Here is a 12378-nt window from a genome sequence, read left to right as displayed (position 1 = left end):
TTCGGCCGGATCCTCCCCAGGGCCCGTCCCGCACGACGCCCGGTTCGGCCGGGCCTGTTCTACGCTCACCGCATGGCTCCCGTGATCACACCCGTCATCGACCTCAACGCCGATCTCGGTGAGGGCTTCGGGCGGTGGACGCTGACGGACGACGAGGCGCTGCTGTCGGTCGTCACCAGTGCCAACGTGGCCTGCGGCTTCCACGCCGGGGATCCGTCGATCATGCGCCGCGTCTGTGAGCTGGCGGCCGAGCGGGGCGTACGGATCGGGGCGCAGGTGTCGTACCGGGACCTGGCGGGTTTCGGGCGGCGGGCGATGGACGTGCCGCCGCGCGAGCTGACCGACGAGGTGGCCTACCAGATCGGTGCGCTGGAGGTGTTCGCACGGGCGGCCGGCTCCGCCGTCTCGTACGTGAAGCCGCACGGCGCGCTCTACAACCGCACCGTGCACGACGCGGGCCAGGCGGGCGCCGTCGTCGCCGGGGTGCTGCTCGCGGCCGGCCCCGGCGGGCTGCCCGTGCTGGGGTTGCCGGGTTCGCTGCTGCTGGCGGCCGCCGGGGAGGCGGGGCTGCCCGCGGTGCCGGAGGCGTTCGCCGACCGGGCGTACACGGCGGCCGGGACGCTGGTGCCGCGGGGCGAGCCGGGGGCGGTGCTGCACGACCCGGACGCGGTGGTGGCCCGGGCGGTGGGGATGGCGGCCGAGGGGGTCGTGACGGCGGCGGACGGCTCGGCGGTCCCGGTGGGAGCGCGCTCGCTGTGCCTGCACGGGGACACCCCGGGCGCCGCGGGCCTCGCGCTGCGGGTCCGGGAGGCGCTGGGCGCGGCCGGGGTACGGGTGGAGGCGTTCGCGTGAGGCCGCTCGTCGTGGGAACGGGGGCGCTGCTGCTGGAGACGGACTCCGCCGAGGAGGTCGCCGCGCTCCACGCCGAGCTGCTGCGACGGCGCGGGGAGCTGGGCGGCGTACGGGACATCGTGCCGGCCGCGCGGACGGTACTGCTGGACGGGGTGGCGGACCCGGCCGGGCTGGGCGCCCGGATCGCCCGCTGGGAGGTGCCCGCCCTGGCGGGGTCCGAGGGGCCGCTGGTGCGGGTGGCGGTGCGCTACGACGGGCCGGACCTCGCGGAAGTGGCCGCGCTGTGGGGCGTGGGCGCGCGGGAGGTGCCGGGGATCGTCGGCGGCCTCGTGTTCCGGGTCGCCTTCTGCGGCTTCGCCCCCGGCTTCGGCTACCTGACGGGGCTTCCGGCCCGCTTCCACCTGCCCCGGCGGGCGACGCCCCGTACGTCCGTCCCGGCGGGGTCCCTCGCACTGGCCGGTGAGTACGCGGGGGTCTACCCGCGCTCCTCCCCCGGCGGCTGGCAGCTGATCGGCTCGACGGACGCGGTGGTGTGGGACCCCGCGCGGGAGCCTGCGGCGTTGTTCGCACCGGGGGTGCGGGTGCGGTTCGAGGAGGCGGGCTCGTGAGCGGGCTGCTGGTGCTGCGGGCGGGGGCGTTGACGACCGTCCAGGACCGGGGGCGCCCGGGTCTGGCGCACCTGGGTGTGCCGCGGTCGGGGGCGCTGGACGCGGGGGCGTGCGCGCTGGCCAACCGCCTCGTGGGCAACCCGGCGGACGCCGCCGTCCTGGAGACCACGCTGGACGGGGTGGCGCTGCGCGCCCGGGCCCCGGTCACGGTGGCGGTCACGGGCGCGCCCTGCGCGGTACGGGTCTCAGGGCGCCCGGCGGCCTGGGGAGCGCCGGTCCGGCTGCGGGCGGGGGCGGAGCTCGATGTGGGCCGGGCGGAGTCCGGGCTGCGGAGCTACGTCGCGGTGCGGGGCGGGTTCGCCGTCCCGCCGGTGCTGGGCAGTCGCTCGACGGACCTGCTGTCCGGTCTGGGGCCCGCCGTCCTGTCGGCCGGCGCGGTGCTGCCGGTGGGTCCGGCCGGGGCGGGGCCGGTCCGCGGGGCGGACGCCCTGGGGGTGCCGGGGCCGCCGTCGGTGCTGGTGCTGCCGCTGCGGCTGGGGCCGCGGGCCGACTGGTTCGAGGCGGCTTCGATCGCGGGGCTGCTGCGTTCGCCGTACCGGGTGTCGGCCCGGTCGAACCGGATCGGTCTCCGGACGGAGGGCGGGCCCCGGCTGGCCCGTCGGCGGGGCGGGGAACTCCCGAGCGAGGGCATGGTCCTGGGGGCGGTGCAGATCCCCCCGGACGGCCTGCCGGTGCTGTTCCTGGCCGACCATCCGGTAACGGGCGGCTACCCGGTGCTCGGCGTGGTCCCTGCGGGCCGCCCGCTGGACGCGGCGGCCCAGGCGGGACCGGGCCTGGAGGTCCGGTTCGTTCGGGCGTAGCCGGCGGGCCCCGCACGCCGGCACAGGCGGAGCCGCCGGGCCCCCGCACGCAGGCGGAGCCGGCATGCCCCCGCGCGCCCGCTACACCGCCGACTCCGGGGCGATGCGGCTGCGGACCGCCGACTGGACGTCCTCCTCCTCCGCCGGGTCGGCCGCCAGGCGGCGCAGGCGGGGGGCCACGCGGGCGTCGGCCGTCTCGGCGTGGCGGGCGGCCACCTCGCGGGTGGTCTCCTCGCAGTCCCAGAGGCACTCGACGGCGAAGCCGGCCGCGAAGGAGGCGTCCGTGCTGGCCAGGGCCCGGGCCGCGCGTCCGCGCAGGTGGGACGAGGAGGTTTCGCGGTAGATGTGGCGCAGCACCGGCGCCGCGCAGCCGATCGCCAGGCGGCCGGCGCCGTCGACGAGGGCGAAGAGGCGCTGCGTGTCGGGGCCGTGGCCGCGGACCGTGGAGCGCAGGGCGCCGAGGACCAGCCGGGCGTCTTCGGCTGAGCCGCGGGCGGCGAGCAGGGCGCCGGCGGCGGCTCCGAGGGCGTCGGGGCGGTGGATCCACTGGCGGGCCCGCTCGACGGCCGCGGGGCCGCACATGCGCTCGTAGGCGGCCACGGCGGCTTCGTCCCCGGCGGCTTCGATGAGGTCCAGCACGGCCGGGTTCTCCGGTTCGGCGAGGACGAGGTGGTGCAGGGCCGTGGCCCGGGCGGCCTCCCCGTGTGCGCCGGCGGCGGCCGCGAGGATGGCCGGGCGGTCCTCGGGCGCGGCGACGGCGGCCAGGCACCGGGCGGCCGGCACGTGCAGCGGGGTGCCGCGGCGCAGTCCGTCGGCGGCCCATTCGAAGACGGCCTCGACGCCCCAGCCGGGCTGGGGGCCCTTGGGGGTGAGCTGGCGCTGCCAACGGTCGAAGGAGCCCTGCTGCCGGGCGGCGCGCAGCCGCTCCCCGTAGGCGGCGCTCTCCTCCCACAGCCTCCACGGCCGGGGCTCGTAGGCGTCGCGGACGGTGGCGGCCAGCAGCGCCCCGCCTTCCTCCGTGGCGGGGAAGCGGGCGAGTACGGGCGCGGCCAGGGAGCGCAGGCCTTCGTCGTCGTCGCGCAGGGCGAGTTCGTCCAGGGCCCAGGACCAGTTCGCGCCGCAGGCGGCGTAGCGGCGCAACAGCATCAGCGCGTCGTCGCGTCCGTAGGCGGCGAGGTGGCCGAGCACGGACAGGGCGAGGCCGGTGCGGTGCTCGTCCTCGTCGAGGAGGTCGTCGGCGGCGAAGAGGTGGGCTTCGATCGCGCCGAGGGGACCGTCGAGGTCCAGGTAGAGACGGGCGTAGTACAGCGAGCGGTTCTCGACCTGCCAGTCCTGGCGCGGATCGCTGATGACGCACTGGTCGAGGGCCGCGAGGGCCTCTGCCCTGGGCGCCGCGAGCGCGTGCAGCGTGCCGTCGCCGCGGCCCCGCTGGAGGAGTCCGAGCAGGGTGCCGCTCGGCGCTATGACTGGTTCGAACATGGGAATGGCCTCAAATCAAGCTGGGGACGCAACCGGGAATCGGGATTCACAGGGCCGCGTAACAGCATGTGAGGACGTTCGCCGTCTTGTTCCGCTCGATGTAGACCATTGCCTTCTCACTCTCCGTCGGTGCTTCGCGATCAGTACGGCCGGTTCGGCGGGGGTGGGCGGAACGGCGTTCGTGTCCAGCCCGCTCCTGCCCGTCCGTCATGTCCGCGAATCGAATCCGACGCCATGATGACCCAGGCGGTTTGTGTGCCGCGACCACATTTACGTCTCCCGTGACCAACCCGTGAGGTCCGGGAGGGGTAGGAGCCCGCCCGGTACCGGCCGGAAGCGGATTACTTGGCTCCGAAAAGTTCCAGCAGGTCGGCCTTGGCGAACATGCGCGCCGTGTCCACGGCGGAGGGGGTGCCGGCGTACGGGTCGGCCCCGCCGGCGAGCAGGGCGCGGATGACGGCCTCCTCGCCCTTGAAGACGGCGCCCGCGAGGGGGGTCTGCCCGCGGTCGTTGGCGCGGTCGGCCTCGGCGCCCCGGGCCAGCAGGGCGGTGACGGCTTCGGCGTGACCGTGGTAGGCGGCGAGCATGACGAGGGTGTCGCCCCGGTCGTTGGTGAGGTTCGCCGGGACCCCGGCGTCGAGGTAGGCGGTCAGCGCGGCGGTCTGCCCCTGCCGGGCGAGGTCGAAGATCTTGGTGGCCAGCTCGATGACGTCCGCGTCGGGAACGTCCTGGGAGCCGGGGCCCTCCGGGGTGTGCTCGCTCATGGTCCGTACCGCCTTTCACTCACTGTCGTCGGCAAGAGTTTCCCCAGGCCGGGAGGGCAGGGGGGCGTACGGAACTGCGTCCGTACGGGTGAATCGCCAGAGTAGCGCCCGGGTCCGCACATGGCGGGGACGACCTGAGGCAAAGATCACCCTTGACCCGGTTCACCCCGGCCCGGTTCACCCGTCCGCCCGTGCGCCGGACGCCCCCATGACCGCTTCGACGCCGCCGCGCCAGCCGGGAGCGGCCAGTCAAGTGAAAGGCGACGAGATTCACCCGGATGCACCTTTTGTCGCATTGATACTTTCTGTGAGCCTGGAAGAACTGATGGTGACCGTCCCACGTCCCCACCCACCAGGAGAAGTCGTCATGGTCCTGTCCATCTCAGGCGTCGTTCTGCTCGGCATCATCTGCTTCCTCTTCTTCAAGAAGGACGGGATGAAGCTGACCCACGCGTTCGTGTGCTCGCTGTTCGGCTTCTTCCTCGCCGGCTCCGCCATCGCCCCGAGCATCACGGCGAGCACGGCGAGCCTCGCCAGCCTGCTGGGCGGGATCAAGCTCTGAGCCCGCCGTCCGCCGTTCAGGCCGGCCGGCCCGGGCCGGCCTGACGGGCCGTCCGCCGCCGGGCCCGCCCCCGCACCTCCCGTCCCCGACCGCACCGTCCCGCCACACCACAACTCCAGGAGACGCCCGTGGCCCGGCGCCCACTCCCCCGCATCCTCCTCGGCGGCACCACGTCGCTGACCCGGGGTCGCGACCTCGCCCGCACGGCTGCCGACAGCGCCACGGACGTCCTCCATCCGCTGATCGTCATCGGGCGGGGCCTGCGCGTCCTGGCGGCCGCCGGGCGGCGCAAGTGGGCCGACACCCCCAAGGACAAGCGCGGGCCCGCGCTGTTCCTGGGGGCCGCCGTCGTCCTCGTCCTGGCCCTCGTGCCCTACGGTCCCCTCCTCGGCCTGCTCACCCTGATGGCGGCGGCCGCCTGGCACGGCCGGGCGCGCACCCCCGTGAAGACCGGCCCGAGCGAGGCCGAGGCCGAACGCCTGCGCTCGCTCTACGAGGCCCTCGTGCCGTACTTCTCCGTCCCGGAGGACCCCAGTCCCCTGTTCACCCACGGCGGGAGCTGGGACCAGGCGTTCAGCGACCACACGTTCGACGGATCGGGCCGCGTCACCCGCCTGCGCATCCGCTACCCGGCCTACTTCACCGACGGCGAGCCCGCAGCCCGGGCCCGGATCGAGGCACTGCTGCACGCCAAGTCCGGGCGGGGGCGGGAGTACCTCTTCCACTGGGACGAGGAGGGCAACCAGCTCGACCTGCGGGTGCTGGAGGCGCTGCCGACGGGCATCGCCGCCCAGCCGTTCGTGACCGCCCCCGGGGAGATCGTCCTCGGGTTCACCGACGCCGGGAGCGTGCAGCGCACGCTGCCCGTCCTGGCGGCCGGCGAGCCGCACGACGTGCCGCCGGTGATCTGGCGCACCGGGCCCCGCTCCACGGAGCCGCACCTGCTGGCGGCCGGCCAGCCCGGCAGCGGCACCACCACCCTGCTGCGCTCGATCGCCCTGCAGGCGCTGCGGCACGGTGGGGAGGTGCTGGTCGTCGAGGGCGCGGGCAGCGGCGAGTACGCGTGCCTCGCCGGCCGGGCGGGCGTGCTCGCGGTCGAGTGCGGTCCGAGCGGGGCGCAGGCCACCTTGGAGTGGGCGGCGCAGGAGACCGAGCGGCGGCTGACCGCAGCCCAACGGGCCCGGGAGTCGGGGGGAGCCATGCCCGAGGACACCCGCCGCCCGCTGTGGATCCTCCTGGACCGGCCCAGCGTGCTCGCGCACCTGGCCGCGGCCGACGACGGGCCGGATCCGCTGGGGCGGCTCCAGGTGCCGCTGCGGCACGGGCGCGGCGTCCACGTCACGGTGGTGGTGGCCGAGCAGTTCGACCAGCTGGACCTGCTGGGCGACGCCGTCTGGCAGCACACCCGGGCCCGGGTCGTGCTCGGCCCCGCCGGGATCCAGCAGATCGCCGAAGTGCTGGGGATGCCTCCGCACACGACGCCGACGGCGCAGGTACCGCCGGGCCGCGGGTACGCCCGGCTCGGGGCGGGTCCCGTCCTGCGCCTCCAGGTGCCGGCCACGCCGGACCCGTACGACGACGCCACGTACCCGGCGCACCGCCAGGCGGTGACGGAGCTCCTGCCGGAGCGGGCGGAGCGGCGTGCGCCGAGGCCCGCGGCGCTGCAGCACGCCGCCCCGGCCGTCCCGCTGCGCATCGTCCAGCCGCCGCCCCAGGCACAGGCGCCGTCGATCGACGCCGAGGAGGACGGGAGCGGCGCGACGGAGGCACGGGAGGAGCCTCAGGCGGTGCGGGAGGAGGTCCCGGCGGAGACACCGAAGGCCCGCGGGCCGTGGCCCGTGGGGCCCTGAGCCCGCCACAGGCCCCTCTCACCCCGCCACACGCCCCCGGACGGCCTACGCGACGAACGTGCGCGGCGGCTCCGCCCCGCTGCCGCCCGCTCCCGTACCGACCAGCCGGGCCGCCGCCGCCAGCCGTGCGGCGGCCTCGTCCGCGACCGGCCCGCCCACGGTGAACGGCAGCCGGACGTATCCCTCGAACGCCCCGTCCACCCCGAACCGGGGGCCCGAGGGGACGCGCACGCCGACCCTCTCCCCCACCTCGGCGAGCCGTGACCCGGACAGTCCGCCCGCCCGGGCCCACAGCGTGAGGCCGCCCAGCGGGACCTGGAACTCCCAGTCGGGCAGCTCCCGGCGCACCGCCGCGACCAGCGCGTCACGGTTGTCCCGGGCCTGGACCCGGCGGATCCCGACGGCCTCCTCCCAGCCGCCGGTGCGCATCAGCCAGTTCACCGCGAGCTGCTCCAGTACCGGGGTGCCGAGGTCGGCGTAGGCGCGCGCGGCGACCAGGCTGCGGATGACGTCGGGGGCGGCGCGGACCCACCCGATGCGCATGCCGGCCCAGAACGCCTTGCTGGCGGAGCCGACGGTGATGACGGTGGAGCCGGCCGGGTCGAAGGAGCAGACCGGGCGGGGCATGGCGAGCTGGGGGTCCAGCCGGAGTTCGGCCATCGTCTCGTCGGCGACCAGGACGGTGCCGGCGGAGCGGGCCGCCTCGACCATGGCACGGCGCTGTTCGTCGGAGGCGAGCGCGCCGGTCGGGTTGTGGAAGTCGGCGACGACGTAGGCCAGGCGCGGCGCGGAGTCCCGCAGCACCTGGCGCCACACGTCCATGTCCCAGCCGCCGAGCCCGGAGGCCATCGCGACGGGTACGAGGCGCACGCCGGCGGCGCGCATGAGCTGGAGGATGTTGGCGTAGGAGGGTGATTCGACGGCGATGCGCTCGCCGCGGCCCGCGAAGAGGCTGCAGATGGCGTCGATGGCGCCCATCGCGCCGGTGGTGACCATGATCTGCTCGGGCATGGTGGGGATGCCGCGTTCGGTGTAGCGGTCGGCGAGCATCCGGCGCAGCGCGGGCAGCCCGGCGGGGTAGTCGCCGTGGGTGTGGGCGTAGGGCGGCAGTTCCTCCAGTGCGCCCTGGACGGCCTTGGTGAGCCAGGGTTCGGGCGCCGGCAGGGCGGCGCAGCCGAGGTCGATCATCGAGCCGAGGGACTCGGGCGGCAGGGGCTCCAGGCCGCGGGAGGGCAGCGGGTTCCCGGCGGGGACGGCGGTCCAGCTGCCGGCCCCGCGCCGGGATTCGAGGAAGCCCTCGCCGCGCAGGGCCTCGTAGGCGGCGGCGACGGTGGTGCGGCTGAGGGAGAGCGCGACGGCCAGCTCGCGTTCGGCGGGCAGCCGGGCGGCGACGGGGACGCGGCCTTCGAGGACGAGGAGGCGGATGCCGTCGGCGAGCAGGCGGTAGGCGGGGGGCTTGCGGGCGCCGGGTACGGGCGGCCGGTCCTGCTGCGAGGTGATCAGACGGGCGAGCTGTGCGGCACCGACCGCCGAGGTCCACTGAGCCATGCTGTCCGGTCCACCTTCGTCGAATTGGCCGCGACCGGCCGGTTCGGGGGCCGGTATTGGATTGCTCCTGCCGGGTCAGGGTGTCATGGAGCGGTCCATTCGGGCCAGGGGGCCCGTCCCTCGGGCCGGGAGGACCCGCAGTTCACCGTGCGTCCGTCCGGCCGCTCACGTCCCACCGGTGACAACGGGCATACTGCCGCCGTGACGCACGTACGCCTTCGCCATCCGTATCTCGACCACCCGGCTCCGATCCCCTTCGCGCACCGGGGTGGTGCGGCCGACGGCCTGGAGAACACCGCGGCCGCCTTCCGGCGGGCCGCCGGGGCGGGCTACCGGTACTTCGAGACCGATGTGCACGCCACCGCCGACGGCAAGCTGGTCGCCTTCCACGACGCCACCCTGGACCGGGTCACGGACGCGCGCGGCCGGATCGCCGAGCTGCCGTGGAAGCAGGTCAAGGCCGCCCGGGTGGCCGGGACGGAGCCGCTGTCGCTCCTGGAGGACCTGCTGGAGGAGTTTCCCGAAGCCCGCTGGAACGTCGACATCAAGGCCGAGTCCGCGCTGTACCCGCTGGTCAACCTGATCGCCCGGGCCGGGGCGTGGGACCGGGTGTGCGTGGGTTCGTTCTCGGAGAGCCGGGTGGCCCGGGCCCACCGGATCGCGGGTCCGCGGCTGGCGACCTCGTACGGGGTGCTGGGCGTGCTCGGGCTGCGGCTGCGCTCGTACGCCATCCCGGCGGCCCTGCGGGTGGGAGCGGTGGCGGCGCAGGTCCCGGAGAGCCAGGCCGGCGTACGGGTGGTCGACCGGCGCTTCGTGCGGACGGCGCACGCGCGCGGGCTCCAGGTGCACGTCTGGACCGTGAACGAACCGGAACGCATGGAGGCTCTTCTCGACCTCGGTGTGGATGGCATCATGACCGACCGGATCGACATCTTGCGCACGGTGCTGGACCGCCGCGGAGCCTGGGCCTGACCGCCCGGCGGGCCCGCTCGCGGGCCCGGACGGCCGCGGCGGTACGGGGAACAGCGAGGGGACACCGGATGACGGCGCAGACGACGGACGAAGCGGAACCGGGGGCGGAGGACGGCAGATCCGCCGTCGCCCGCAAGCGCGAACAGCACGGCTGGTACTTCTACGATTTCGCCTGCTCGGTCTACTCGACGAGTGTGCTCACGGTGTTCCTCGGCCCCTACCTGACGGCGGTGGCCAAGGCCGCGGCGGACGCCGAGGGCTATGTGCACCCGCTGGGCGTCCCGGTCCGGGCGGGGTCCTTCTTCGCGTACTCGGTGTCGGTGTCGGTGATCGTCGCCGTGCTGATCATGCCGCTGGCCGGCGCGGTGGCCGACCGCGGCGGCCGCAAGAAACCACTGCTGGCGGCCGCTGCCTACACGGGCGCGGCGGCAACCACCGGGATGTTCTTCCTCAGCGGGGACCGTTACCTGCTGGGCGGGCTGCTGCTGGTCGTCGCGAACGCGGCGCTGGCCGTCTCGATGGTGCTGTACAACGCCTACCTGCCGCAGATCGCCACGCCGGACGAGCGGGACACCGTCTCCTCGCGGGGCTGGGCGTTCGGGTACACCTCGGGCGCGTTCGTCCTGGTCCTGAACCTGGTGCTGTTCCAGGGCCACGACTCCTTCGGCGTGTCCGAGGGCACGGCGGTACGGATCTGCCTGGCCTCGGCGGGCCTGTGGTGGGGCGCCTTCGCGATCATCCCTTTGCGCCGGCTGCGCGACCGGGCGGTGGTGCGGGAGGCGGGGGCGGCCCCGCCGGTCAGCGGCTGGCGGCAGCTGGTCGCGACGCTGCGGGACATGCGCCGCTTCCCGCTGACGCTGTCGTTCCTGCTGGCGTACCTGATCTACAACGACGGCGTGCAGACCGTGATCTCGCAGGCCTCGGTCTACGGGTCGGAGGAGCTGGGGCTGGAGCAGTCGACGCTGATCGTGGCGGTGCTCCTGGTGCAGGTCCTGGCGGTGGCGGGCGCGCTCGGGATGGGCCGGCTGGCGCGCACCTACGGCGCCAAGCGCACGATCCTCGGTTCCCTGGCGGCCTGGGCGCTGACCCTGGCGGCCGGCTACTTCCTGCCGGCGCGGACCCCGGTCTGGTTCTTCGCCCTGGCCGCGATGATCGGGCTGGTGCTCGGCGGCAGCCAGGCGCTGTCGCGTTCCCTCTTCTCGCACCTGGTGCCGGCGGGCAAGGAGGCCGAGTACTTCTCCGCGTACGAGATGAGCGACCGGGGGCTGAGCTGGGTGGGGCCGCTGGTGTTCGGCCTGACGTACCAGGTGACGGGCAGCTACCGGACGGCGATCATCTCGTTGGTGGTGTTCTTCGCACTGGGTTTCGTGCTGCTGGCCCGGGTGCCGGTGCGGCGCGCGGTGGAGGCGGCGGGCAATCCTGTTCCCGAACGGCTCTGAGCCCGACGGCCTCCGGACAACGGCTCCGGGAACGAATTCGGAACGAATTTCGACGTTGAAGCAAAGGGCCGGTAGTGTACGCCTTTGGCCTGCCAGGCGGACCGTTACTGCGCGCACCCGAGGGATGGGCGCTGGGTGACATCTGCTGCCAGATGTGACAAACCGGGCACTGGTGGGTACAACAAGGGGCGGCACGACGGGCGACGCACGACCCGGAGCGGGAATCTATACCGCCGACCGGACGTTGACCGGATGACGACGACAGCGACACCTGTCCTGTGGGCGACAAGCCCGGGAGGCACGATTCATGAGTGAGCGAGCTCTCCGCGGTACGCGGCTCGTGGTTACCAGCTACGAGACGGACCGCGGCATCGATCTGGCCCCGCGCCAGGCGGTGGAGTACGCATGCCAGAACGGACATCGATTTGAGATGCCGTTCTCGGTTGAGGCAGAAATTCCGCCGGAGTGGGAGTGCAAGGCGTGCGGCGCCATGGCACTCCTGGTCGACGGGGACGGGCCCGAAGAGAAGAAGGGCAAGCCCGCGCGAACGCACTGGGACATGCTCATGGAGCGACGCACCCGCGAGGAACTCGAGGAAGTGCTGGCCGAGAGGCTGGCGGTCCTGCGTTCCGGCGCCATGAACATTGCCGTGCATCCGCGGGACAGCCGCAAGTCCGCCTGACACCCGGACTGAGAACGAAGCCGAGGGCCCCCGCCACTTCCTGTGGCGGGGGCCCTCGGCGTGTTCCGGCGTCCCGGTCTTCGGGTCTCGGTTCTGCGTGTCCGTCTCAGGAGGCCAGCGGCGGCCGGTACCCCGAGTCGGGGCCGGAGGGGCCCGCTCCGGGCTGCGGCCGGTCCTCGCGGATGACCTCACCCCGGACCACCTTGCCGTCGGGCTGGCGGATGCGGACCTGCTGGTACGCGGCGCCGAAGCCGCCGGAGGCCGCCGAGGTCATCGAACGCTCCAGGGAACGGGCGAACCGGCGCGAGGCCAGCGCCCGCACGGGGGGCAGCAGCAGGAGCAGGCCGACGGCGTCGGAGAGCAGGCCCGGCAGGATCAGGAGCAGGCCGGCCAGCATGACCAGCGCATTGCCCTGCCCGGGCTGCCGAGCCGCGGGCTCCTCGCCCTGCTGCGCCTGCTGGAAGCCGGCCGTCAGGTTCCGGAAGGCCCGGCGGCCGGCCCGCTTGATGACCACACCCCCGAGCAGCATCCCGCCGAGGACGAGCAGTGCGACGGTGAAGCCGCCGGCCGCGCCCGCGACCAGGCTGAGCAGCCAGATCTCCAGGATGAACCAGGCGGCGACCGCCAGGGGGAGGAAGGTACGGGCGGCCGAGCGCCGCCGGGGAGCAGTCGAGGTGCCGGTCGTCATGACCCCAGTGTGCCTGGGATGGCGTAAAAGCGGCCTCAGTCGGAGGTACCGGACATCCCCCAAGGGGATCCGGA

At 74.5% G+C, this 12378-nt stretch carries 12 protein-coding genes; 8 read left to right on the top strand and 4 right to left on the bottom strand.

Translation table 11 applies throughout. From position 1 onward, the window contains the following. Window positions 1-72 precede the first annotated feature (72 nt). The 3 genes from OG861_RS26250 to OG861_RS26240 are packed head-to-tail and all read left to right on the top strand — an operon-like array spanning window position 73 to window position 2320. Window positions 73-852, top strand: a complete 780-nt coding sequence (locus OG861_RS26250) for a LamB/YcsF family protein (protein WP_329193465.1) — start codon at window positions 73-75, stop codon at window positions 850-852. After that, the gene (locus tag OG861_RS26245) at window positions 849-1460 is read left to right on the top strand and encodes a 5-oxoprolinase subunit B family protein (RefSeq protein WP_329193467.1); all 612 of its coding nucleotides are present in this window, start codon (window positions 849-851) and stop codon (window positions 1458-1460) included. Before OG861_RS26250 ends, OG861_RS26245 begins: the two co-directional genes overlap by 4 nt. Then, window positions 1457-2320: a biotin-dependent carboxyltransferase family protein gene (locus tag OG861_RS26240; RefSeq protein ID WP_329193468.1), complete on the top strand. Its 864-nt coding sequence runs from the start codon at window positions 1457-1459 to the stop codon at window positions 2318-2320. Before OG861_RS26245 ends, OG861_RS26240 begins: the two co-directional genes overlap by 4 nt. An 81-nt stretch (window positions 2321-2401) precedes the next feature. Here OG861_RS26240 and OG861_RS26235 read toward each other — a convergent pair whose 3' ends face one another. Together OG861_RS26235 and OG861_RS26230 are read right to left on the bottom strand one after the other, a co-directional pair. Then, window positions 2402-3799: a HEAT repeat domain-containing protein gene (locus OG861_RS26235; RefSeq protein ID WP_329193471.1), complete on the bottom strand. Its 1398-nt coding sequence runs from the start codon at window positions 3797-3799 to the stop codon at window positions 2402-2404. A 341-nt stretch (window positions 3800-4140) separates the two neighbouring features. Further along, entirely contained in the window at window positions 4141-4563 is a 423-nt protein-coding gene (locus OG861_RS26230) for an ankyrin repeat domain-containing protein (RefSeq protein ID WP_329193473.1), read from the bottom strand. 367 nt (window positions 4564-4930) lie between these two features. Here OG861_RS26230 and OG861_RS26225 point away from each other — a divergent pair, with 367 nt between their 5' ends. After that, a complete protein-coding gene (locus OG861_RS26225) occupies window positions 4931-5125 on the top strand; it encodes a hypothetical protein (protein WP_030031218.1) in 195 nt (64 codons plus the stop codon). A gap of 128 nt (window positions 5126-5253) precedes the next feature. Next, window positions 5254-6975 carry a hypothetical protein gene (locus tag OG861_RS26220; RefSeq protein ID WP_329193475.1) on the top strand — a complete coding sequence of 574 codons (1722 nt, stop codon included), beginning with the start codon at window positions 5254-5256 and terminating at the stop codon, window positions 6973-6975. A gap of 45 nt (window positions 6976-7020) precedes the next feature. Here OG861_RS26220 and OG861_RS26215 read toward each other — a convergent pair whose 3' ends face one another. Then, window positions 7021-8523 carry an SCO1417 family MocR-like transcription factor gene (locus OG861_RS26215; RefSeq protein WP_329193477.1) on the bottom strand — a complete coding sequence of 501 codons (1503 nt, stop codon included), beginning with the start codon at window positions 8521-8523 and terminating at the stop codon, window positions 7021-7023. Window positions 8524-8724: 201 nt separating this feature from the next. Between OG861_RS26215 and OG861_RS26210 the strand changes: the two genes are divergently transcribed. The 3 genes from OG861_RS26210 to OG861_RS26200 all read left to right on the top strand — a co-directional run bounded on the left by OG861_RS26210 (window position 8725) and on the right by OG861_RS26200 (window position 11616). After that, on the top strand, window positions 8725-9495 hold the full coding sequence (locus tag OG861_RS26210; RefSeq protein ID WP_329193479.1) for a glycerophosphodiester phosphodiesterase family protein: 771 nt from the start codon (window positions 8725-8727) through the stop codon (window positions 9493-9495). A 68-nt stretch (window positions 9496-9563) separates the two neighbouring features. Next, a complete protein-coding gene (locus tag OG861_RS26205; RefSeq protein ID WP_329193481.1) occupies window positions 9564-10934 on the top strand; it encodes an MFS transporter in 1371 nt (456 codons plus the stop codon). Between the two features lie 307 nt (window positions 10935-11241). Beyond that, window positions 11242-11616 (top strand): RNA polymerase-binding protein RbpA, encoded by a 375-nt coding sequence (locus OG861_RS26200; protein WP_007262928.1) that lies wholly within the window; start codon window positions 11242-11244, stop codon window positions 11614-11616. 106 nt (window positions 11617-11722) lie between these two features. Here OG861_RS26200 and fxsA read toward each other — a convergent pair whose 3' ends face one another. Next, entirely contained in the window at window positions 11723-12304 is a 582-nt protein-coding gene (fxsA, locus tag OG861_RS26195; protein ID WP_329193483.1) for an FxsA family membrane protein, read from the bottom strand. Window positions 12305-12378: the final 74 nt, after the last annotated feature.

Origin of the sequence: Streptomyces sp. NBC_00539, assembly GCF_036346105.1 — a bacterium.
Classification (GTDB): Bacteria; Actinomycetota; Actinomycetes; order Streptomycetales; family Streptomycetaceae; genus Streptomyces.
Note: the sequence above shows the minus strand (reverse complement) of the source record. Positions and strands in the feature narration are given on the sequence as shown.

Excerpts from the sequence above, each read along its gene's own strand:
- OG861_RS26250 (WP_329193465.1), top strand. The coding sequence starts at position 73 with ATGGCTCCCGTGATCACACCCGTCATCGACCTCAACGCCGATCTCGGT.
- OG861_RS26235 (WP_329193471.1), bottom strand. The coding sequence starts at position 3,799 with ATGTTCGAACCAGTCATAGCGCCGAGCGGCACCCTGCTCGGACTCCTC.
- OG861_RS26230 (WP_329193473.1), bottom strand. The coding sequence starts at position 4,563 with ATGAGCGAGCACACCCCGGAGGGCCCCGGCTCCCAGGACGTTCCCGAC.
- OG861_RS26225 (WP_030031218.1), top strand. The coding sequence starts at position 4,931 with ATGGTCCTGTCCATCTCAGGCGTCGTTCTGCTCGGCATCATCTGCTTC.
- OG861_RS26215 (WP_329193477.1), bottom strand. The coding sequence starts at position 8,523 with ATGGCTCAGTGGACCTCGGCGGTCGGTGCCGCACAGCTCGCCCGTCTG.
- OG861_RS26205 (WP_329193481.1), top strand. The coding sequence starts at position 9,564 with ATGACGGCGCAGACGACGGACGAAGCGGAACCGGGGGCGGAGGACGGC.
- OG861_RS26200 (WP_007262928.1), top strand. The coding sequence starts at position 11,242 with ATGAGTGAGCGAGCTCTCCGCGGTACGCGGCTCGTGGTTACCAGCTAC.
- fxsA (WP_329193483.1), bottom strand. The coding sequence starts at position 12,304 with ATGACGACCGGCACCTCGACTGCTCCCCGGCGGCGCTCGGCCGCCCGT.